The sequence below is a fragment of the Stenotrophomonas maltophilia genome (genome assembly GCF_003970865.1).
GTDB classification, from domain to species: Bacteria; Pseudomonadota; Gammaproteobacteria; order Xanthomonadales; family Xanthomonadaceae; genus Stenotrophomonas; species Stenotrophomonas maltophilia_AR.
In genome coordinates this window covers 1-21,551 of the sequence record NZ_RXLZ01000017.1, presented here as the reverse complement: position 1 = coordinate 21,551, position 21,551 = coordinate 1, and the positions used below count along the sequence as shown (strand labels likewise).

Annotated in this window: 24 protein-coding genes and 1 riboswitch; of the genes, 11 read left to right on the top strand and 13 right to left on the bottom strand. The window is 66.2% G+C overall.

What is annotated here, in order from left to right; all coding sequences use genetic code 11:
• Positions 1-71 precede the first annotated feature (71 nt).
• Complete coding sequence (locus EKL94_RS07605) at positions 72-881, bottom strand: uroporphyrinogen-III synthase (protein ID WP_126928619.1); 810 nt, start codon at positions 879-881, stop codon at positions 72-74.
• Between the two features lie 35 nt (positions 882-916).
• Here EKL94_RS07605 and EKL94_RS07600 point away from each other — a divergent pair, with 35 nt between their 5' ends.
• From EKL94_RS07600 to EKL94_RS07580, 5 genes are all read left to right on the top strand, one after another.
• Entirely contained in the window at positions 917-1,384 is a 468-nt protein-coding gene (locus tag EKL94_RS07600) for a YiiD C-terminal domain-containing protein (RefSeq protein ID WP_005407593.1), read from the top strand.
• Positions 1,385-1,416: 32 nt separating this feature from the next.
• Positions 1,417-1,842 (top strand): hypothetical protein, encoded by a 426-nt coding sequence (locus EKL94_RS07595; protein ID WP_126928618.1) that lies wholly within the window; start codon positions 1,417-1,419, stop codon positions 1,840-1,842.
• A gap of 57 nt (positions 1,843-1,899) precedes the next feature.
• Entirely contained in the window at positions 1,900-2,337 is a 438-nt protein-coding gene (locus EKL94_RS07590; RefSeq protein WP_004153552.1) for a rhodanese-like domain-containing protein, read from the top strand.
• A gap of 99 nt (positions 2,338-2,436) precedes the next feature.
• Positions 2,437-2,955, top strand: a complete 519-nt coding sequence (gene secB, locus EKL94_RS07585) for a protein-export chaperone SecB (protein ID WP_005407596.1) — start codon at positions 2,437-2,439, stop codon at positions 2,953-2,955.
• Positions 2,956-2,975: 20 nt separating this feature from the next.
• On the top strand, positions 2,976-4,001 hold the full coding sequence (locus EKL94_RS07580) for an NAD(P)H-dependent glycerol-3-phosphate dehydrogenase (RefSeq protein WP_010487166.1): 1,026 nt from the start codon (positions 2,976-2,978) through the stop codon (positions 3,999-4,001).
• Between the two features lie 143 nt (positions 4,002-4,144).
• Here EKL94_RS07580 and EKL94_RS07575 read toward each other — a convergent pair whose 3' ends face one another.
• Positions 4,145-4,600 carry a YybH family protein gene (locus tag EKL94_RS07575; protein ID WP_126928617.1) on the bottom strand — a complete coding sequence of 152 codons (456 nt, stop codon included), beginning with the start codon at positions 4,598-4,600 and terminating at the stop codon, positions 4,145-4,147.
• Between the two features lie 136 nt (positions 4,601-4,736).
• Here EKL94_RS07575 and EKL94_RS07570 point away from each other — a divergent pair, with 136 nt between their 5' ends.
• Positions 4,737-5,402 (top strand): Ivy family c-type lysozyme inhibitor, encoded by a 666-nt coding sequence (locus EKL94_RS07570; protein WP_126928616.1) that lies wholly within the window; start codon positions 4,737-4,739, stop codon positions 5,400-5,402.
• A 36-nt stretch (positions 5,403-5,438) separates the two neighbouring features.
• On the opposite strand, the gene EKL94_RS07565 is transcribed toward EKL94_RS07570, so the two are convergent.
• The 5 genes from EKL94_RS07565 to EKL94_RS07545 form a co-directional block, all read right to left on the bottom strand.
• Entirely contained in the window at positions 5,439-6,821 is a 1,383-nt protein-coding gene (locus tag EKL94_RS07565) for a HipA domain-containing protein (RefSeq protein WP_126928615.1), read from the bottom strand.
• Entirely contained in the window at positions 6,818-7,081 is a 264-nt protein-coding gene (locus tag EKL94_RS07560) for a helix-turn-helix domain-containing protein (RefSeq protein ID WP_126928614.1), read from the bottom strand. Before EKL94_RS07560 ends, EKL94_RS07565 begins: the two co-directional genes overlap by 4 nt.
• A 432-nt stretch (positions 7,082-7,513) precedes the next feature.
• Positions 7,514-8,200, bottom strand: coding sequence for a hypothetical protein (locus tag EKL94_RS07555; protein ID WP_126928613.1), 687 nt, complete (start codon positions 8,198-8,200; stop codon positions 7,514-7,516).
• A 156-nt stretch (positions 8,201-8,356) separates the two neighbouring features.
• On the bottom strand, positions 8,357-8,629 hold the full coding sequence (locus tag EKL94_RS07550; RefSeq protein ID WP_012509703.1) for a hypothetical protein: 273 nt from the start codon (positions 8,627-8,629) through the stop codon (positions 8,357-8,359).
• A 212-nt stretch (positions 8,630-8,841) separates the two neighbouring features.
• On the bottom strand, positions 8,842-9,837 hold the full coding sequence (locus tag EKL94_RS07545) for a DUF2268 domain-containing putative Zn-dependent protease (protein ID WP_260473402.1): 996 nt from the start codon (positions 9,835-9,837) through the stop codon (positions 8,842-8,844).
• A gap of 161 nt (positions 9,838-9,998) precedes the next feature.
• Between EKL94_RS07545 and EKL94_RS07540 the strand changes: the two genes are divergently transcribed.
• The 5 genes from EKL94_RS07540 (at position 9,999) to EKL94_RS07520 (ending at position 13,599) form a co-directional block, all read left to right on the top strand.
• Positions 9,999-10,574, top strand: coding sequence for an OmpO family porin (locus EKL94_RS07540; protein WP_126928611.1), 576 nt, complete (start codon positions 9,999-10,001; stop codon positions 10,572-10,574).
• 125 nt (positions 10,575-10,699) lie between these two features.
• Positions 10,700-11,467 carry a helix-turn-helix transcriptional regulator gene (locus EKL94_RS07535; protein WP_126928610.1) on the top strand — a complete coding sequence of 256 codons (768 nt, stop codon included), beginning with the start codon at positions 10,700-10,702 and terminating at the stop codon, positions 11,465-11,467.
• A 67-nt stretch (positions 11,468-11,534) separates the two neighbouring features.
• Positions 11,535-11,903 carry a VOC family protein gene (locus EKL94_RS07530; RefSeq protein ID WP_126928609.1) on the top strand — a complete coding sequence of 123 codons (369 nt, stop codon included), beginning with the start codon at positions 11,535-11,537 and terminating at the stop codon, positions 11,901-11,903.
• A gap of 123 nt (positions 11,904-12,026) precedes the next feature.
• Positions 12,027-13,001, top strand: coding sequence for a Dyp-type peroxidase (locus tag EKL94_RS07525; protein ID WP_126928608.1), 975 nt, complete (start codon positions 12,027-12,029; stop codon positions 12,999-13,001).
• 181 nt (positions 13,002-13,182) lie between these two features.
• Positions 13,183-13,599 carry a hypothetical protein gene (locus EKL94_RS07520; RefSeq protein WP_126928607.1) on the top strand — a complete coding sequence of 139 codons (417 nt, stop codon included), beginning with the start codon at positions 13,183-13,185 and terminating at the stop codon, positions 13,597-13,599.
• Positions 13,600-13,702: 103 nt separating this feature from the next.
• Here the strand turns inward: EKL94_RS07520 and pnuC are convergent, their stop codons facing one another.
• The 6 genes from pnuC to EKL94_RS07490 form a co-directional block, all read right to left on the bottom strand.
• Positions 13,703-14,272, bottom strand: a complete 570-nt coding sequence (gene pnuC, locus EKL94_RS07515; protein WP_126928606.1) for a nicotinamide riboside transporter PnuC — start codon at positions 14,270-14,272, stop codon at positions 13,703-13,705.
• A gap of 8 nt (positions 14,273-14,280) precedes the next feature.
• Positions 14,281-16,470 (bottom strand): TonB-dependent receptor, encoded by a 2,190-nt coding sequence (locus tag EKL94_RS07510; protein ID WP_126928605.1) that lies wholly within the window; start codon positions 16,468-16,470, stop codon positions 14,281-14,283.
• Between the two features lie 70 nt (positions 16,471-16,540).
• Positions 16,541-16,636, bottom strand: a riboswitch (TPP riboswitch).
• 43 nt (positions 16,637-16,679) lie between these two features.
• A complete protein-coding gene (locus EKL94_RS07505) occupies positions 16,680-17,804 on the bottom strand; it encodes a phosphotransferase enzyme family protein (protein ID WP_126928604.1) in 1,125 nt (374 codons plus the stop codon).
• A gap of 125 nt (positions 17,805-17,929) precedes the next feature.
• Positions 17,930-18,337, bottom strand: a complete 408-nt coding sequence (locus EKL94_RS07500) for a glycine zipper 2TM domain-containing protein (RefSeq protein ID WP_005407617.1) — start codon at positions 18,335-18,337, stop codon at positions 17,930-17,932.
• Between the two features lie 246 nt (positions 18,338-18,583).
• Positions 18,584-20,575: a peptidoglycan-binding protein gene (locus EKL94_RS07495; protein ID WP_126928603.1), complete on the bottom strand. Its 1,992-nt coding sequence runs from the start codon at positions 20,573-20,575 to the stop codon at positions 18,584-18,586.
• A gap of 111 nt (positions 20,576-20,686) precedes the next feature.
• The gene (locus EKL94_RS07490) at positions 20,687-21,403 is read right to left on the bottom strand and encodes a hypothetical protein (RefSeq protein ID WP_126928663.1); all 717 of its coding nucleotides are present in this window, start codon (positions 21,401-21,403) and stop codon (positions 20,687-20,689) included.
• Between the last annotated feature and the right edge of the window lie 148 nt (positions 21,404-21,551).

The window sequence follows — 21,551 nt, the reverse complement described above, 5'->3', positions numbered from 1 at the left end:
TTCCGGCAGGCCGCGTTGTGCACAGCATCACTGTTGCCGACCACAGCGGCAAGCGTGACCCACGTCCCTGTTCAGTTCGCTGCCGGGACGGTGAGCGTGGCGTGTGCAGCGGCCACCAGTTGTGCCGTGGTGGGCCCGGCCGCGCGCACCACACGCTGCAGCCCCAGTGCGTGCACCTGATCGCCCAGTCGCTCGCTGGCCACGACGACGGTGGCATGAGCCTGAAGGCGTTGCTGCAATGCCGGCGGAAGCTGCTGCCAGAAATGCAGCAACGCCTCACCACTGCTGACCGCCAGCACCCACGGATACGCTGAATGCGCCAATCGAGCCAGTGTGCGGGGCGACAGGCGCAGCAGGCGACGCTGATAGACATCGGCACGTTCGATCGTGGCGCCAGCAGCCTGCAGGTGTGCAGCAATCAGGCCGCGTCCGCCGGGGGCGGTGACCAGTCCGATGCGCAGGCCCTGCACCTCGGCCAGCACCGGCAGCGCCAGCAGGCCCTCGCTGTCCATCCGCTGCGGTGCATGCACCTCGGCGACGCCCTGCGCCCGCAGCGCGCGCGCGGTGCCTTCGCCCACGGTCAGCCACGGGCAGCGTTGTGCCTCGGCCAGTGGCAGCAGGGTGGCGGCCGCGGTAACGGCGGCCGGGCTGGTGAACACCACCCGATCGCAGTTCAGCGCGCGTTGCAGCTGACGCACCACTGGCGTGCCGTTCAGGCGCTGCAGGCGCCAGGGTGGCAGGGCCACCACATGCCCGCCCAGCCCAGCAACGGCGCGGCGCAGCGCGGAATTCTGGCCCTGCGGTCGCAGCGAAATGAAGGTCCAGCCCGGCTCGGAACCGGCGGCGCCAGTGGGTATCGTATGGTCGGCCATTGCCTGCATTATGCGGGCCCTTCGTTGTCGTGGTCTCTGCTCCGATGTCCGTTGATGCTCTGACTTCCTCGCTGGCCGCCCTGCAGGACGTGCTGGACTGCATGCCGGCGGTCCGCGCCATGCAGATCCAGCTCGACGGCTATGCCGATGGCGTGCTGCGCATCACCGCGCCGCTGGCCGCCAACGTCAACGACAAGGGCAACGCCTTTGGTGGCAGCCTGGCCTCGGTGCTGACCCTGTCCGGCTGGGCGCTGGTCAGCCTGCGCCTGCGCCTGGCCGGCCACGATGCCGAGGTCTACGTGGCCGACAGCAACCTGCGCTACCTGGCGCCGGTCTACGAAGACCTGCACGCCCATGCCGAAGCGGCCGAGGCCACTGGCTGGGATGCCTTCCTGAACACCTTCCGCCAGCGCCGCAAGGCCCGCATCAGCATCATCGCCACCCAGCCCGGTGCCGATGGCAAGCCCGCCGCCGAGTTCAGCGGTCGCTTCGTTGCCTTCGCCAAAGGGTAGGATGGCAGGCTGACGTTCTGGGGAAACCACCGATGCGCCGCCTCATCCAGTTCCTGATGTGTTCCCTGCTGCTGGTCAGCGCCGCGGCCTCGGCCGACGACCTGAGCCGCAAGCAGCGTAAGCTGCTGGAAGAGACCCAGATCGCCTACGGCGCGACCATCCGCTGGGGCAGCATGGACGATGCGATCGGCTATCTGGACCCCAAGCTGCGCAAGGAAAAACCGCCCACCGAGTTCGAGCTCAACCGCTACGCGCAGCTGCGCGTGTCGTCCTACCGCGAGCGCAGCAGCGCCGCGCTGGACGGGGGCCTGGTCGAGCGCCGGGTCGAAATCGGGGTGATCAACCAGAACACCCAGGCCGAGCGCACCGTGGTCGTGGTCGAGCGCTGGCGCTGGGATGCCGAGGCCAAGCGCTGGTGGCAGACCGCCGGCCTGCCGGACCTGTGGAAGGGGCAGTGACGGGCCGCGTCCGGCTTGTGCGACAATCGGCGCCCGCTTAATCGACCCGTGACCTGAGTGAATTACGAAGAGTTGCTGGCCTTTGCAGGCCGAAACCCGATGCTGTCCGCGGCCCTGGTCGGCCTGACCGTGGCCATCATCGTCACCGAGATCCGCCGCCTGTTCCGGGGCTTCAAGGGCATCAAGCCCGCCGAACTGACCCAGCTGATGAACGCGGGTGGCACGGTGGTGGTCGACCTGTCCGCCAGCGGTGACTTCGAGAAGGGCCACATTGCCGGCAGCCGCAATGCCCAGGCCAGTGCCTTCGGCCCGGACAACAAGCTGGTGGCCAACGCCAAGCAGTCGCCGGTGGTGCTGGTGTGCCGCAGCGGCAACGCCTCGGAAACCGCCGCCAAGGCGCTGAAGAAGGCCGGCTTCGAGAAGGTTTACGTGCTCGACGGCGGCATTCCCGCCTGGCAGCAGGCCGAGCTGCCGCTGGTCAAGGGCCGCAACTGATTGCCGCAGGTGGCGGATCCGGCCTTGTATGGGCCTGATCCCGCCCCCATCGCAGTAATTCGACCATCGTTTTCATTGCATTCATTGGAGTTACTGGAAATGTCCGAAGAGATCACCAACGGCGCCGCTGCGCCGGTCGATGCCGCTACCGGCCCTGCTTTCACCGTCGAGAAGATCTACGTCAAGGACGTCTCCTTCGAGTCGCCGAACGCTCCGACCATCTTCAATGACCAGGTGCAGCCGGAGCTGCAGCTGAACCTGAACCAGCAGGTGCAGCGCCTGGGTGAAAACGCCTTCGAAGTCGTGCTGGCCGTGACCCTGACCTGCCAGGCCGGTGAGCGCACCGCCTACGTGGCCGAAGTGAAGCAGGCCGGCGTGTTCGGCCTGGTCGGCCTGGACCCGCAGTCGATCGACGTGCTGCTCGGCACCCAGTGCCCGAACATCCTGTTCCCGTACGTGCGCCAGCTGATCAGCGACCTGATCCAGGCCGGCGGCTTCCCGCCGTTCTTCCTGCAGCCGATCAACTTCGAAGGCCTGTACGCAGAAACCCTGCGCCAGCGCCAGGAGCAGGGTGACGCACCGTCGCTGGCTGACTCCGAGCCGGCCGGCAACGCCTGATCCCTGCTGCGACGTCACGGATGAGCACTCCCGCTGACAAGATCGCCGTGCTCGGTGCCGGTTCCTGGGGAACCGCGCTGGCCAGCCTGCTCGCGCGGCACGGTCACCCGACCGTGCTGTGGGGGCGCGATGCTGCCGTGGTCGAAGCCATCGACCAGCGCCACGAGAATCCGCGTTACCTGCCGGGCATCCCGCTGCCGGACAGCCTGCGTGCCACCACCGACCTGGCGTCGGCGGTGGAGGGCGCGGCCTGGATCCTGGTGGTGACCCCGTCGCATGCCTTCGGTGAAACCGTGCGTGCGCTGGCGCCGCTGCGTCCTGCCGGTGCCGGCGTGGCCTGGGCCACCAAGGGCTTCGAACCCGGTTCGGGCCGCTTCCTGCATGAAGTGGCGCGCGAAGTGCTGGGTGAGGACGTGCCGCTGGCCGTCGTCACCGGGCCGTCGTTCGCCAAGGAAGTGACTCAGGGCCTGCCGACCGCGATCACCGTGCACGGCGACGTGCCCGAGTTCGCGCAGACGGTGGCCGAGGCGATGCACGGCCCGGCGTTCCGCGCCTACACCGGTGACGACATGGTCGGTGCCGAGCTGGGCGGCGCGATGAAGAACGTGCTGGCCGTGGCCACCGGCGTGGCCGATGGCATGCAGCTGGGCCTCAACGCCCGTGCCGGCCTGATCACTCGTGGCCTCAACGAGATGCTGCGCCTGGCCGCTGCCATCGGTGCCAAGCCGGAAACGCTGATGGGCCTGGCCGGCCTGGGCGATCTGGTGCTGACCTGCACCGGCGACCTGTCGCGCAACCGCCGCCTGGGCCTGGCCCTGGGCCGTGGCCAGACGCTGCAGGATGCCGTGCGCGAAATCGGCCAGGTGGTCGAGTCGGTGCAGACCGCCGACGAAGTGATGCGACAGGCGCGCCGCCATGGCATCGACCTGCCGATCTCCGACCGCGTGCGTGCCGTGCTGCACGGTGAGCAGACACCTGAAGAAGGCCTGCGCGCATTGCTGGCGCGGGAACAGAAACCGGAGTATCCGGATACGCTGTTCAAGTGAATCGAAAAACCCCGGCCACGTGCCGGGGTTTTTTTGTGCGCGGCCCATCCACGCATGGCGTGGATCTACGACGGAACCCGCTTCTGGTAGCTGCCAACCTTGGTTGGCGCCCGGTAGCGCCGGGCCATGCCCGCCGGCATTCATCACCGCGCCCGTGGCGGCGCGCTGGTGTTGTCCATGTCCGAGAAGATCAGCCACGGCCCATCATCCACGCGCTTCAACGTGAGCGTGAACTTGCCGGTGTCCACCACGTTGCTGCCGTAGCGGTAGGCACCAATGATGTAGCCCGTGTTCCCCTCCACAGAATACGCCAGGACACGCAGCCGCAATGGACTGCTGCCCTGGCCGGCATACGTGGCCTCGATTGCGCTGCGGCCGCGCACCGGCGGCTGGTTGCTCTGCAGCACAAAGCCATCCTCGGCGAACAGCGCAGCCAGTGCCTTGGCATCACCCGTGCGCCACGCCTGCTCGTAGTCGCGCAGTACACGGTCCAGCGGCGCGGGCAGGGCTGCATCCGGGAGAGGCTGTGCAGGCTTCGCGCCTTCTGCATCGTGGGCAATTGCCGGCGATGCCAGCAGCAGGGCACTGCAGAAGTTCATGGCGAGTCGTGTGCGGCGCATGCGTCCAGGCCCTGGCGATGATGGGAAGGCGACGGACGCATCCTAGCGCGCCGCTGGTTAGAATCACGCAGGCGTCCGCGTGGCGCATGCACTGCAGATCAGACAAGGACACGGAATGAAGATTCGAGTCACAGGGATGGCGATGATGGTCGCACTGCTGGCGGCCTGCGGACAGGCACCGGCACCGGCCGCAGCGCCGGCCGGGCCGGCACCGACCGCCGAAGCACCGGCCGCCACAGCGACGGTGGTCGAAAAAGAACCGTCCATCGAAGACGGTGTGGACCCCTCGGTGTGGGACAACGAAGGCGAACCGGAAGACCCGAGCGCCGGCGGCGAACTCACCTGTGCGGACAACCCGCTGGCGACGCATTTCTTCACTCTGGTGGGCGGCAACACCGTGGACGACTGCGGCCGCAAGGACCCGAAGGTGCTGGCCGCGTTCAACGCCCTGATGAAGAACACGGCCGCGGCCGAATCCGCCGACAAGGAGATTCCGTCGCTGCGCGAACGCCTGTTGAGCGGGCCCAGCGGACCTGGCGAGCTGGTGGTGCTGCAGGGCGAGCCGTGGTGGTTCTATACCGCCTGCCAGGCCCACGACTGCCCCGGCACCACGTTGGCGATGCTGTATTCGCCCGATCAGTCGAAGATGGTCGGCCGTCTTACCGCGCGCTGCCGTGTGTGGTGGCTGGGCGAGCCGAGCGACGAGCAGCGCGCGCTGATCGAGCGCGAGCAGCCGGTGGACAAAGCGATGCTGAAGGAAGAAGGCGAGTCCTGCGAGTAATCGGTGGTGACGCCGGATGATGTTCCGGCGGCCGCATCATGCAGGTGAAAGCTGCCTCACCATGTCAGCGATGATCACGTGGACCAGTGTTCTCAGGAAATGCACCTCGCCTTCCAGGGTTGGGCCGATGTCGAAACGGGTCGACCATTGCTGGTTTTCCTGTAGCACCAGCGCGTAAAGCGCCTGGGCTTCGCTCGTGATGCGGTCGATCTGATGGCGCAGCTGCCGGGTGGCAGCCGGCCTTCCCAGGCCCAGCGCTTCACCGGCAGAAACCAGATGCTCGAAACGAAGGTCGTGGAAGCGCGCGACGCCGAGAATGGGCCACGACAGTTCCGAGCGTTCTGGCCAACGTGCGCCCTCGTCGGCATACGCGCGGGTCTCGTAACATGCGGTGGACAGCAGGTCGTAGTGGGGGGCCAGTTCGATGCCCCTGCTGCCGACCAGGAAGCTCAGGTTCTTCAGGTGCGCATCGTTGTTGCCGGTGAGTACATTGAAGATCAACCAGTCGAACAGGCGGACGCGCGTCTTGAGCTTGCTTCTGCATTGCTCGACGATGACCTTCAGGGTGTCGATGCTGCCGAGCGTGTACTTGAACTGCCGGTCGAGGTTGAGCAGCTGGCAGGCGTCGATCGCGTGCCGTCGGTGGATGGCGTCGGCGGTGATTTCGCGATCAAAGCGCTCGATGATGAAGACCGGCTCCGGTACGTAGCGGCGCTCGATCTTCGGCACCTGCAGCCCCATGCGCTGTGCAAGGCGCATCACGAACCATTCGTTGGCCACGCTGTGCGGGTAACTGCTGCTGGTGCTGTCAGGCTTGAGAATGTGGGTCGAGGGCTCGGCGCCCAGAGGTTGATAGAGTTCTCCCCCTGTGTCGATGATTGCCAGCTTGTGCTGGGCACCTGCCAGTGACATGCGCTTGGCGGCACCCGCCGCAAGCGACGTGCGTGGCAGGCCTTGGATACGAGTGGAGAGTTCCGCATCGGGCAGTGGTTTTCTGCCGCCGGGTGGCAGGCGCTCGCCTGGAGGCAGCAGCGTCAATGAGCCTGCCGATTCCGCGCCATAGGTGGCCAGCAATGCGAACGCGTCCGCGCCATCCACCCTGGCATCGGTTGCCATCAGCGTGCGTTGCTGCTCTTCCGGCAGCAGATTGTCGAAGTACCACTGCACGGGCCGTTGGCTGGAGCCATCGAGGATGGCGGTGTCTTGCAGTGGCAACGCAGGCGCCAGTGGAAACCGATGTGCGCTGCCGAGCCACTCCGGCGCATAGGTGAAGTGCCACAGGTTTGCTGCTTCGGTCAGGCGGCCCACCGGCGCTTCGTCGATGCTGACCTGCAGTTCGCGTGGTGGAAGCGGATAGTGCAGTCCAGACAGGACGGTCGTTGTAATGACGTCCTTGAGGTCGATAGGGGGGGCGCTCATGGCACCTTCCCGTTGACATGTTTGGCCAGCAGGGCCATCGCTTCGTCCGGCACGTCGATTTCGACATGCAGCCCCAGCTCATCAAGCACGGTGAACAACTTGCCCCATTGCACCGTGGTACCGCCGCGTTCGACCTTGGCCAGGAAATTCTCGCTGACCCCGATGCCTTCGGCGGTTGCATCCTGGCGTAGCCCCTGATGCTTGCGGGCGGCTCTCACCAGTGGTCCCAAGGCCTCAGCCTTCTCAAGCCTGATCTTCAATGGGAACTCCCCCAGCAGAGCCTGACGCTCTGGATTCGACCCATCGTCTATACCATATAATCCTCACTACAGTGAGGATTTTTCGCGCAGAACCCGAGATTACTTAAAATCCTTTCGTCCTTGAGGATTTCTTTGCAAAAGAGCTGGATGCAAGAAAATCCTCATTAGAAGAAGGATTTATTTGCAAAGGCGTCCAGCCTGCAAAAAATCCTCATGAATTCAAGGATTCTTTGACGTCGTGGGAGCGCGATGCCATATCCGGTCCATATGGGCAGCGCCACGACGACGGCGGGACGTCCGCGATGAGTGGGGTCCAGGTAGGGCCTGCCAGGAGCGTGCCCGGGAACCTCTGCCTGCAGCGCAGGCTCGCGTCGTCAACAGGCCTGGTCGCACCCCGACCACAACCAGCCACGGCCGCAGGCAAAGCGTCCGCTACTTGCTCGCGCGCCGCGCGCCTTTCTCGTCTTCGTCCTTTGCATCCCCGCGGCTCTGCGCGAACTCCGGGAACGTCTTCGCGATCGAATCCTTGTCCGGCAGGATGTAGAACACACCACCCTTCTCGAACGTGGACTGCACGATCTGCTCGTAGAACGCGGGCGTGACGTTGATGCAGCCGTGCGTAACGCGGTTGTCGTCCGGCGAAGGTGATGCCAGCCGTTCGGCGCGCTTCTCTTTCGGGGTGCCTGGCGGAAGCGGGTGCATCGAGACGGCGGAATCGTAGTCCACCCACAGCACGCGACCGGCATCGTCGGAGGGGCCGTAGCCACCAATGAAACGGCCCGCCGGGGTGGTGCGGTCATGGCCTGGAATCGCACTCAGCGCGAGCTTGGCAACGCCGGGGGCCGAGTGATCGCCGACGGCCGAACCGAACAGCGCCGGTGCCGCGCCACGCAGCTTGCCGTCTCCACCGAAGACCAGTACCTGCGCAGCCGCCTTGTCCATGATCGCGAACGGATAACCCTGGTTGTCCTTGCTGGCGACCACCCAGCCGGCCAGTTCGATCACCGTCTCGGAGACGCTCTGGTCGGTGGGAAGTTCATCGACTGCGGCCACCGGAGGTGCAGGTGCGTCCTTGTCCCTGGCATTGGCTACGCCGCTGCACGCAACGACCAGTGCCATGGCCAGTGCGGCATGGAGGGTGCGGCGTGCAGGGGAGGAGGAGGTACGAATGGGACGACTCCTTGCAATGCAATCTTGGTGGAAGGATGCCAGTGGCCGGCGAAGGCCACTGGTTCCCGATACAGAGGTGGATCAATTCAAACGGTGAGGGAGCGATTAACCGCGCGGCTTGCGGCCGGCAGGGGCCCTTTCAAGCTGCTGCACGCGGCCTTCGATCTGGTCCAGACGCTGGTTGGCCTGCTGCGCCGACTGGTTGGCGGACTCGGCACTCTGGGCGGCGCCCTGCACCTTTACATCGAGCTGGTCGAGACGCGAGTTGATCGTTGCAAATTCGTTCTTGTAAGAGGCGCAAGCGCCAAGGCTCACGGTGGCGATGAGCGCCACGCTGAGTGCACGGGCCATCTTCATGTGTTGCGAGGTCAGTTTCATTCCACTCCCTCCTTCGTCTGGGGAAGCTGGAATATAGCGGCGTTTGTTCCCGGCGCTACCAAGCGCTTTCAGCTGGAATTTGAGTACGTGGATGGGCTGTGAAGGCCTGCAAATCAACAAACCTTAACAAGCGGGATCAAGCGAGCTGATCTGCATCGGCGTATCGCCTTGTGCCTGTTAAACATCACCCATTCACCTGCATGAAGCCGGCATCACGGCATGCGCGTCTGCGTGCTTTCGCCTGCTCCGCACGCAGGTTGCCATCCACTTGCTTTCAGCAGCGCTGCAGCGTTTCCAGGCTGGACATCCAGCAGTTCGGCGATGGCGTTGTGCGTGTCGGGCGCGCGCGCAACATAGGCATGGGCGATGCGGTAGCCGATCCAGTAGCCGAGATCTCCGCGGCGCGCGTCGTCGCCGGGGCCGTTGTACAGCCACCTCGAAAGATCGGTACCCATGCTGTCCTGCAGGAACGCGCGCTCCAGCGCACACTCGCGACCCTGCGTCCAACGCTGCAGATGTGCGTTGGCCGGTTGCCCGGAGATCCGTTCGGCCACGTATTCGGCACCGCCTTCCAGCAGCGTCTGATAGAGCAGGGTGGGCTGCTCGGCATCAACGCGTGCACCGGGCTGTTGCACGTGCACGTACTCATGGGCGATCAGGTGCACGAAGCGGTCGCTTACATCGGCCTGCATCCAGTCGGCATTGCACAACGCTTCCAGTCCGATGACCACACCTGCTTCGGTGGTCACGCCACCACTGTTGCCGCGGCCCACCAGCACGGTGACCGGAGGAAAGCGCGCAGACGGCAACAGGGCGCCCAGCTGATCGACGGCAGCGGCGACGCGCGTGCGGATCGATGGCAATGCGGTCGCGCAGGTTCTCACTTTCGCAAACAATGCCGGCTTGTCCTGGATGGCCCTGGCCAGCCGCTCCATCGAGCCGATACGGCTGTCGGTGAAGCTGCGCAGGGCATCCGTACCCGCATCCAGATAGCCGTGCTGCAGATCATCGGCGCTTGGGCGCCCTTGGTTGGCGTCCAGCACCTTGAAGAAGCGCGTGACATCGTCTGTCTGTACGACGATGTGCCCGGCAGAAACGATGCGCTCAGCCGCCTGTGCCTGCAGCAGCGCGACTGGCGAGGCGATCAGGATCAGTGCCCGCATCAGGCATCGAGCGTGGTGCACGTAAGAAGCCGACAGCAATGCCATGCGGAGTTCCCTGAACGCGAGCCTTATTTATACACCAGTCAGTTCAATATTCAGGGTTGATTAGACCCCCTAACGGATAATTCACACCTGTCGACCGCCTCCTCTCTCTCCCCCTCCCGGGAGGCGGTCGGCGAAACCAAAATAATTAAAGGTGTGTCCCGATGAACAAGAATTCGCTGCTTGCCCTGGGTCTTCTGGCTGCTCTGCCGTTCGCTGCATCGGCAACCGATGGCCTGTCGTACAACTACGTTGAAGGCGGCTACGTGAACACCGATGCCAAGGGCGGCGACGCCGACGGCTGGAAGGTGAAGGGTTCCGTTGCGGTGCACCCGAACTTCCACGTCTTTGGCGACTACAGCTCCCAGGAAACCGACAAGTTCAAGAATGACGTCGACCAGTGGCGCCTGGGTGTCGGCTACAACTACGGCATCGCACCGAACACCGACCTGGTGGCCCGTGTTGCGTACCAGAAGTACGACGAGAAGCGCGGCCTGGACTTCAACGGCTACTCCACCGAAGTGGGCGTGCGCACCGCATTCAACCCGTACGTGGAAGGCTACGTGATGGCCGGCTACGAAGATTTCAGCAAGAAGCACGGTTACAACCCGGACGGCGAGTTCTACGGCCGTGTCGGCGCCACCGCCAAGTTCAACCAGAACTGGGGCCTGAGCGGCGAAGTGAAGCTGGCCAAGGCCGGCGACCGCGAGTGGTTCGTGGGCCCGCGCTTCACCTGGTAACAAACGCCTGTCGTTAGTGCGTGTTGTGCTGGCGTGTGACTCTCTCTCTCTCTCCCACACGCCAACCGAAGCCCGGCCTCGCGCCGGGCTTCACTTTTATGGGCCCTGTGGCGCCACAATGCGGCATGGGCGACCCTTACTCCCTCGCAGGTACTGGCACGGCCTACCAGGAGCATCTGGCGCCTGCGCCGCTGCGTGGCCACTTTGGCCAGTTGTGGCAAAGCCAGCTTCCTGCCGATGCCGATGGGCACATCACCGTATTGCCCGATGGTTGCGTGGATATCCTCTGGCGCGACGGTGCGTTGTTCGTGGTCGGCCCGGACCGCGTGGCCGCGCACCCGGCGCTGGCACCCGGTGCGCAGGTGCTGGGCGCACGCTTCCGTCCCGGCCAGGCATTGGCCGCGCTGGGCCTGCCCTTGGCCGGGATCATCGGCCAGGCCGTGCCACTGGCTGATCTGAAGGGCGCATGGGCGAAGAAGGCTGCGGCCTCCATCGGCGACACCGCGCCTGCACAGCGCCTGCAGCGGATGGCGCACTGCCTGCAGCAGCATATGGGTGCGTCCGCGCTCGATACCCCGGCGCAGCGCGCACATGTCCTGTTCCGGGCGCTCGCCGCTGGTGACGCCACGCTGGATACGCTGGCGGTGCACCTGAACCTGAGCCCGCGCAGCCTGCGGCGTTTCAGCCAGTCGCAGTTCGGCTACGGGGCCAAGACGCTGGAGCGGATCCTGCGCCTGCAACGTTTTCTTCGCCACAGCCGCGCGCTGCCGCAGCACTCGTTGGCGATGCTGGCCGCCGAGGCCGGCTATGCCGACCAGGCCCATCTCAGCCGCGAGGCGCGTGAGCTTGCCAGCATGACCGCACGCGAACTGCGCCTGGAATGGGGCCAATGATGGCCGTTTCGTTCAAGACCGCGGTGCCGCGCTGACTGAAGCTGGGCTCCCACCCAGGAGCCACGCCATGAGCCATGCCGCTACTCACGATGCCGAACGCCGCATCGACAACATCGAATTCAACGTCGCCGGCATTGCCCGTAGCAAGCGCTTCTACGGCGAGGTGTTCGGCTGGCATTTCACGGACTACGGCACGGCCTACACCGAGTTCGACGACGGCCGTCTGAAAGGTGGCTTCGTGGCCGACGCGCCGGTGCGTGCCCATGGGGGGCCGCTGGTGATCCTCTACTGCGCGGACCTGGCCGATGCACAGCAGCGTGTAATCGCTGCCGGTGGCGAAGTCGTACAGGCGGTGTTCGCCTTCCCCGGTGGCCGCCGCTTCCACTTCCGCGATCTGGATGGCTATGAGCTGGCGGTCTGGAGTGATGTGGATTGAGGTCTTCGTACCACCGCCGGTGGACGGAACGAGAACCGCTCCGTCCCTGGTCAGGCGGTTCCGCTATGATCGCCCGCACATCGCCACACGCGATGCGCCCGCCTCAAGCCAGCAGGAACCGCCGTGAACTCCCAGCCCGCACCGATCACCGCCCTCAACCACACGCTCGACAACGAGCCGCAGCAGATCACCGCGCCACTGACCCATTCGGCGGCGTTCCTGGTGCTGAAGGTGAAGGACGATGAGGCGTCGATCGCGAAGGCGCGCGAGGTACTGGCCAGCACCGATGACCTGATCAAGAACACTGCCATCCGCGAGATCGAGCGCACCTTCACCTGCAACGTGGCCATCGGCCACCGCGTGTGGCAGCCGCTGGTGGGCACCACGCCGCCGCGCGAGCTGAAGCCGTTCCGCGAGATCAAGGGTGCGACCCACACGGCCGTGTCCACACCCGGTGACCTGCTGTACCACATCCGTGCACGCACGATGGATCTGATCGTGGCGTTCGAGCGCAACCTGCTGATGGCCTTTGGCGATGCGGTGGAGACGGTCGATGACGTGGCCGGCTTCCGCTATTTCGATGGCCGCGACCTGCTCGATTTCGTCGATGGCACCGCCAACCCGGAAGGGCTGGCGCTGCCGGAAGCCACCATCGTGGGCGAGGAAGACCCGGAGCATGCCGGCGGCAGCTACGTGGTGGTGCAGAAGTACCTGCACAATCTTGATGCCTGGCGCGCACAGAAGACCGAAGCGCAGGAAGCGATCATCGGCCGCACCAAGCACGACAACATTGAGCTGGACGATGCGCCGGCCGATGCGCAGAAGTCGCACAAGACGCTGTGCACCATCGAGGATGCCGACGGCGAGCACGAGATCCTGCGCGACAACATGCCGTTCGCCAACCCGGGCCGCGGCGAGTACGGCACCTACTTCATCGGCTACACGCGCCGCCTGTGGGTGATCGAGACGATGCTCGAGCGCATGTTCATCGGCAATCCCGCACCGCTGCATGACCGCATCCTTGATTTCTCCACCGCCACCACCGGCGTGACCTTCTTCGCGCCCTCGCGCAAGGTGCTGGCCGACCTGGGCGACTGATCGCGCCTCTCGTCCTTGCGCATGCTACTGGCCGATCTGTTCCAGTAGATCCACGCCATGCGTGGATGGTGCACACGTTGCCCGTAGCAGCCACGCATGACGTGGTTCTACTGTGCCGCCATCTGCCTGTCATCTACCGCGCCGACCATGTCGTGCTGGATGGGAGTGCAGGAGGCGGGCGATGACCATGACCGGAAACAGGAGCGGCGCACGCCGCGGGTGGAAGCGGCTGGCAGCATTGTTCGGTGCGCTGGCACTGGGGAGCGCCGCGGTGTCCGCGCAGGAAGCCCCTCCGCACTGGATGGCCTACGCCGCCGCCGTGGGTGGTCAGCTGCAGCAGCGCCTGCAGCAGGAGCAGGACCCGCAGGCGCAGCGCGTGCTGGAATGGCTGCAGGCACATCCGGATGCGCCGACGCCGTTGCCGGTGAGCGTGTGGATCGCGGCAGATGGTCGCATTTCGAAGCTGGAGTTCGACAGCCTGGGTGATGCCCAGGTCGACGCCGACCTGCGCGCGACGCTGCAGGCCGCGCCGTTGCAGGCGGCCCCACCGGCCGACATGCGGCAGCCGCTGCGGCTGGGTTTGCTGCTTACCCAGTAGATCCACGCCATGCGTGGATGTGCCTGGTAACCGACCGTGGTCGGCAGGCGCGCCAACCAAGGTTGGCGACTACCGGTGGCCTCCAGCCACGCATGGCGTGGCTCTACTGCGTTGCCACCTGTGGCTCACGCGCGGCGGCGCTCCATGCGCGCAGGCCGAACACGGCCAGGCCGAGGAAGAACACGTACAGCGCGGCGGTCACGTGCAGCGACTTGAACAGGTACGCACCCACATAGACCACGTCCACCGCGATCCACACCCACCAGCAGGCCACGTGGCGGCGCGCCTGCCACCACTGGCCGACCAGGCTCAGCGCGGTCAGCATCGCGTCCAGCCAGGGCAGTGCGGCATCAGTGAAGGTGTGCATGCCCGCACCCAGCGCCACGCCACCGCACAGGCCGATGGCCAGGTCGCGCAGCAGCTTGCTACGCGCCAGCGGCACGATGCGGATGCTGCCCTCGTCGGCGGCATGCTGCCGCCAGTTGAGCCAGCCATAGACCAGGAAGCCACCGAAGGCGACCTGCAGCAGGGTGTCCGAGTACAGCTTGGCCTCGGCAAACACCAGGCCATACAGCGTCACCGACAGCAGGCCCACCGGCCACGCCGCCAGCCGGCGCCGGGCCATCAGCCAGACGCCGAGGATGCTGCACAGCGCGGCGGTCCACTCGAGCATGACGCCGCTCACAGCGCGAACGTCACCGACAGGCGGGCCTGTCGCGGTGCGCCGGGGAACAGGTAGTAGTCACCGCCGCTGCTGCCGGTATCGCGCCAGTAGAAGCGGTTGAACACGTTGTCCACCGACAGGTTCCAGGTCACCGCACGCTCGTGCAGGCGATGCTGGAAGCGCAGGCCAGCATCGAACACCGAGTAGTCCGGTGCGCGTACGCCACCGTCGGCGCGTGCCACGTTGGCACCGGCATAGCGCCAGCCGCCGGTCACATCCAGGCCCTGCACGAACGGCAGCGCGTAGGCCACGTGCACGCTGGCACGCACCTTCGGCACGTTCACCAGCTGATGGCCTTCATAGGCCGGCGTGCCGGTGTCGCGCGCGCGCGCCTGCAGCACGCTGGCGCTGGCCACGATCTGCAGCGCGTCGGTCAGCTGGCCGTTGGCGGTCAGCTCCAGGCCGGTGTGGGTCTGCGTGCCTTCTTCGATGAAGGTGTAGCCCACGTCGCTGTTGTCGGGCTTGGCGTACTGGTACGGCTGCGAAATGCGGAACACCGCCGCGCCCAGGGTCAGCGCCTCGACCGGCACGTACTTCACGCCTACTTCCAGCTGCCGCGACTGCACCGACGGCAGGAAGGTGTCGGCGTTGCTGGTCCAGAACGGCGCCTCCTGGCCCAGCGAAATGCCGCGCACGTAGCTGGCATAGGCATTGAGCTGGTCGGTGGCCTTCCACACCAGCGCGGTCTGCGGCAGGAAGCGCGACAGGCGGCTGTGCCGCTGCGGGACGCCACGCTTGTCGTAGGCGCGCTCGTCCAGGCGCACGAAGCGGCCACCGGCCAGCCACTGCCAGTCATCGCCGAAGCTGATCCGGTCCAGCGCGAAGAACGCGGTCTGGCGGCTGTCCAGGCGACGTGCGGACGGTCCCGGCATCTTCGGCGACGGCACGAATACCGGCACCTGCGCGTCGTGGATGTTGGTGGTGCCGACGTATTCGTTGACGCTCGGGCGCTTGTCCACGGTGCGGCGGAAGTAGTCGGCGCCGAGGGTCAGCTCATGGCCGACGCTGCCGGTCTCGAAGCGGCCACGCAGTTCGGCTCGGGCCTGCTGGTTGCGGCGGGTATCGTCCGGGCTGCGGTAGTCGTAGACGTCGTAGTCGCCGTTGGGCGCGAAGTAGTTGCCCGGCACGCTGCCATCGGCGCACTGCACGGCGTAGTAGCAGCCATAGGCGAAGGCGACGTTGTCATCGATCACCGAACGGCTGTGGCCGACCGAGACGCGCGACTGCCAGGCCTCGTTGAAGTCGTAGGTATGCAGCGCGGTGATGTTGGTGCTGGCGATGTCCACCGGGCGCTGCCACGGCTGGTAGCCGAGCAGGTGCTCGCGATCGACGCCGCGCGGCAGATCACGCGCGCCCAGCAGCTGGTAGCCGGACACCGAACGCTGCGAACTGGTCTGGTAGTTGGCATCCACTTCCAGCTTGCCGCGCTCGCCGATCAGCCAGTCGGCGGCCAGCGAGTAGAAGTTGCGACGGCCATCGGCGTGCTCGACATAGGAATTGCTGGAGTCCCAGGCGGCATTCAGGCGCAGGCCGAAACGCGGGGTGATCCAGTGGCCGACATCGACGGCGACGTAGCGCGAGCCTTCCGAGTCGGTGCCGAGCGTGGCGGTGCGCACTTCGGCCGGGCGCTTGCCGATGTAGTTGATGATGCCGCCGGGCGCCATCACGCCTGCGGCCAGACCGGCTTCACCCTTGAGGATCTCAACCGACTGTATGTTCTCCAGCGCCAGACGCTGTTCGCCGGCGATGGACAGGCCGTTGAAGCGGTAGCCGGTGGCCGCGTCCAGCGCGAAGCCGCGGATGGCGATGTTCTGGTAGTAGCCCACCGGTGCATAGGCATCACCCAGCGAGGCATCGTTGCTGGCCAGCTCGGACAGCGAACGTACCTGGCGGCGGTCGAGGTAATCGCGCTCGAGCACGTTCACCGAGGCCGGCGTGTCCTTCCAGCTGCCGCCACCGAAGGCGTTCACGCGTGAGGTATCGGTCTTCGGTTTGCCGGCCTGCACGCGCACCGCCGCAAGTTCGGTCGGCGAGCGTTCGGCGCCGGTGGCAGCCGCATCAGGGGACGCCTCGGCCTCGCTGGCGTGCAGCGGCAGCGCGGCGCAGAGGGCGAGGGAGAGCAGGGTGGGGCGCAGGCAGCGGTTCATTCGGTTCGTCTTCGGACAACAAGGGAGACGAAGCGACGGCGCGCAGGTGCACCGGCCCATGATGGGGGTGTGGCTGCGGCTCAAAGCTCCCTACGCCGGTGCAAACCGGATCAGGTTCCAAGGGACTCTCTCAGCCTGGCAGATCCAGGCACCCCCGCTTCAGGTGACCATTTCACTACAAATGGTACGGATTTGCGAGCCGGTGCCCTTCAGGCTGCCGCGTGCAGCGCCTGCAGCAGTGCCTGTCCCGGCGCGCTGTGGAACCACGCCGGATGCCCCAGCATGAAGGGCTGCCACGCTACGTCGGCATTGGCGGTCGAGCCGGTGACGCCTTCGAAGTACTCCACTTCGGACAGTGCGAAGTCGAAATGGACCATCGGCAGCAGGTCGGCCAGCAGGTGCACGCGTGCCGCCGACAGCGGCAGCACCTGGCGGTAGCCGTCGAGCAGGGCCAGCGCGATATCGATACGCACCGCCTCCATGCCGCGCTCCAGTTCCAGCCACGCCACCGCGTTGCGCTCGATCGCCGTGGCGAGGTCGAACAGCGCACTGGTGGGCGAGGCCAGGCCGAAATCCATCACGGTACTGATCTGCCCATCGCGCCACAGCAGGTTGGAAACGTGCCAGTCGTTGTGCGCCCACAACCGTGGCTCAGCGCGCAGGCGCTCGGCCAGGCCGGCATGCCACGGCAGCACGTCACGCTGCAGCTGCGCTTCCCACGGAATGCGCGCGAGATAGCGGGCCAGCCCGGGGCGCTCGTGCAGTCCTGCCTTGATGGCCGCGATCGGATCGTCGGCACGGATCAGATCGTCGCGCGCGACCAGCACATGGGTGCTGCGCTGGGGCGCGTGGTAGCTGGCGGCGGCGTGGTGTAACCGGGCCAGCATGCGACCAGCCTCGCGGGCCTGCGCGGCATCGGTCAGCAGCGACCACGACACGGCATCGCGGTACAGATCCTCGCCGATGCCGATCGCATGCAGCTCGAAGGTCCATTCGCCGTGTTCGATCGCAGTGTGGCCATCGGTCGCTGGCAGCACCTGCACCACCGGCACGCCCGCTGCGGCGAGATGGGTGATGAAGCGGTGTTCTTCTTCCAGGCAGGCCGCGCTGCGCACGCTGTGGTGGTGGCGCTTGATGAACACCGCGCCGTCCACGCCGTTGACGATGGCGGCGGCCGACAGCGGCCGTGGGCTGTGCCAGCGCGGTTGGCTGCGCTCGTCCAGCTGAGGGTAGCGCTGGCGCAGCCACGCAATGTCCGCCGCGCTGATAGGTGGCCAGTCGGCAGCAACCTCGTCGTTGTTGAGGCCCTGCACGCGGTGGGAGGAAGAAGTCATGCCGCAGCCCCAGTGGGGAAAGTCACATCCAAGGCTGCGCATTCAACGCCATGCACGCGGCCAACGCAAACGGGCGGGTCATCGGCCCGCCCGTCCGTGCATCGGCATGGGAGATGCCGCGCTGCTTACCAGCCGCGATGGCGACCGCGGTCGTGGTAGTAGCGGTTGTCGTAGTAGCGCTCGCGCTGCCAGCGACGGTCGTTGCCACGGTCGTAGTAGCCGCTGCGGTAGTAGCCACGGTCGTAACGGCGATCGTAGCGGTCGTCGTAACGACGATTGTCGTAGTAACGGCGGTCGCGGCGGTCGGAGGTGGTCAGGTTGCCGATCGCACCGCCGGCCACGGCGCCGCCGACGGTGGCAGCAGGATCGCCGTTGGAGAGCAGGTTGCCGGCCACGCCACCGACCACGGCGCCGACCAGGGTGCGCTTGTCCTTCCTCGACATCGCGCTGGCATCGCTGACCACGGCCACACCGGCCACCAGTGCCAGAGCCATCGCCAGACCACGGAAGCTGAGTGCGGAAGTACTGAGCATGTTCGTTCTCCTGTGAGGTGCATGCCACGCTGGGCAGGGAGGGCGCGGGGCGCCCCGGCTGCCGTGATGTCCACGCTGGCGTTCCAACATTGCCGGAACATTGCCTGGTCCACCGTGCGGCTTGCGCATTCATCTAGCGGCAGGCGGCATGAAGCAAGGCTGAAAGCGGCCTCGGCCGCTCAGCTGGCAGAAAGGGAAAAGGCCACGCGGACGTGGCCCTCCCTTCTCTGCCAAGGCGCTGCGGGCTTAGACGCCCATCGCCTTCTGTGCCTGCCGGGCCTGCTCCTGCTGGGCGTCCTGCTGCTGGTGCAGCACGTTCGGCGCGCCCTGCACGGCACCGCTGCTGAGCGCCAGGCTCTGCTCGCTGGCCGCACGGGTGTCCACCGCCACGCGGCTGGCGGCGGGGTCGCCGATCGTGCCCTGCACGGCAAACAGGCGCTCACCGTTCGGGCTCGGCACCACCGTGTCGATGCGCTGCAGGCCGGCGGCATGCGCCTCCCTGGTCAGGGCCGCGGCGGCGCTTTCCAGCGCGTGGCGATCCTTGAAGGTGCCTGCCGGCATCAGTTCCAGACCCTTGCTGGCCTGGATGAAGAGCGGATTGCGCGGGTGCCGTTCGTCGTTCAGCAGCGGGCGCTCGCGGGCTTCCTTGATTGCCTCCAGCGTCTTCACCCCGACAATGCCGTCGGCCACCAGGCCGTTGTCCTTCTGCAGCTGGCGCACCGCCGCGTCGGTGTTGCGGCCGAAGCGGCCATCCTCGACCAGCGGCTTGCCGTCGGCACCGACGTAGCCGAGGTGGCCCAGCTGCTCCTGCACCTTGCGCACGCCCTCGCTGTGCGCGCCCTGCTTGTACAGTTCGGCGTGCGGGGTGGCAGCGGCCTTGTGCTCGGCGGCAGGCTTGCCCTGGGTCTGCTCATGCGACTGGGTGCGGTTTTCCAGCAGGTCGCGCGCCTTGGACAGCGGATCGGAGGCGTACAGCTTCCAGTTCGGGTGGTCCTTCACCTGCTTGAGGTAGTCCTCGACCGGCATGGTGTGCACGCCCTTGCTGCCGGTGGACTGGCTGATCAGCAGCTTGTCGGTGTTGGGGTCGCGCACCACCATCACGATGTGGTCGATGCCGTTCCAGTGCTCATGGCGGGTCCTGGCCGTATCCAGGCCGATGATCATGCCTTCCTTCAGCGCATCGGGCTTCAGGATCGCGTCGCGGTCCAGCAGCACGCCGGACTGGTCGAACGCCTTGCGCACGATGCCGCCGGAACCCAGGTTGCCCAGGTCGATGCGATCGGCCTTGCTGAACACCGCATGCCCGGCCTTCTGGTTGATCTCGTCCATGGTCCGGTTCTGCAGCGTGCCGACCCAGCCGGAGCAATCGATGTAACCCTGCTCCACGTTCTTGCCGGTCTTGCCCGGTACGTACAGCGCGTGACCCGGAATGTTGATCGCGTACTTCACGTGGTCGTACTTCACGCCGGCCTCGTAGGCGGCCTGCAGTACGATGCCCGGCTTCGGCGCGGTGGCCGCCGTTGCGGTTGCCGCCAGCGTGGCTGCACCCGCCGCCACGGCTGCGCTGGCCTGTGCAGGCGCTGTCGGGGTCTGGCCCTGGCCCTGCGCCACAGTCTGCGGTTCGATGTTCTTTTCCGGAATGCTGATCGCCGCGTACTTGTGGATGTAGTAGCTGGAGAACGTCCGCGCCAGGTCGCCATCGTTCATGCCGCGCATCTCGGCCAGGGTGTGGCCGGTCAGCGCCTTCGCGTCGGAACCGATCTGGTTCAGCACGTTGCGGCGCATGTTGATCTCTTCGCCGTGGCTGTTGCGGACCACGCCGAAGGTGCCGGTGGCAATGGCGGTCTGTACCGAGCCATAGCCGGCGCTGCCCTGCTGGTGGGCCAGGTACAGGTCCAGCCCGGTGGGCGTGCTGCCGCCGGACAGGTAGGGGTTGCCGGTGCGCTCGTTGCGGCGCGCCATCGAGTCCAGGTTGTCCTGGTACATCTGCGCGGCCGCTTCGGTGTTGCGGGTGGGGTCGAACTCGTGGCCGGTCAGGTGGTACTGGCGCGCGGAGCCGGGCACGAACTGGAACAGGCCCTTGGCGCCGGATGAGGTGTTGTGGGCGCGCTCGTTGAAGGTGCCGCCAGTCTCGATGTGCGCGAAGCGCATGAAGTCATCGACCGGAATGCCTTTCTGCCGGGCGACCTGCTCGACGATGTCCAGGACTTCCTTTCTGCTGTAGTCATGCTGTGCCATGACGTTTTCCTCGGGGTTGATGGAGCGGCGCATGCCGCGAATCGCCAACCGGACTCATCCGTGAGTCAAGAACATGTCGGTCAACAGGGAGCCCGCGCGTGGCGGGTGCTATCAGGGCGCGACGTACTGCTGGGTCGCGCTGTCGAAGGTGTAGTGCACGGCGTCGCCGGCACCCAGTGCGCGGGTCTTGCCGGGGCCTTCGATGGTGGTGCCCTTGAAGGTCACGGTCAGTCGCGGCAGGCCGTTGCCGTCGGCAGCGAAGGCCAGTTCGCCATCGCTGTCGGTGCAGGGCATCACGTTGCCTTCGTCGCAGGCGGCGCTGTTGTCCTCGCCCGTACGCACCGAACCGACATAGCGCCAGACCTTGCTGTCCACGTCGTCTTCGCTGCGCTTGGGGTTGAACAGCAGCAGTGCATAGCCAGTACTGCTGATGCCGCGGTCGAAGCTGCTGGTCGGCACCGCCAGCAGCAGGCGACCGTCGGCGGTGCGATGTTCAAGCGGCTTGCGCCGGGTATCGACATCGTCGGCCTTGTCGTACGCGCCCAGTGCGCCGATGGTCCATTCCTGGCCACGGAACTTCCATGGCTTCCTGGCGTCCGCGCCGGCCAGCACGAAGGTGGCCTCGGCGAGGTTGGCGCGGTCATCCGGACCGGCCGGCGTCTGCTCGCCCGGCTTGCCGTAGTGCTCGCGGGTATCCCAGGAGAAACCCGTGTAATACGTGGTGCCATCGAGGGTGAAGGTGTGGCCGAACCAGAAGGTCGCCACGCTGCCGTTCTGGACCTCGTAGGAGGTCGCGCCATCGCCGTCCACCTGGTAGGTGAAATACATCACGGTCGGCGCGTCATTAACCTCTCACGCTGCCACCGGACCTACCCGGTTGGAACCGTTGTGACCGCCCCCCTGCGAACCACACCCTATCAAACGACACAGGCCTTCCACACTCATACGTGTTTGTGACACGGAGAGTGCGTCGTGG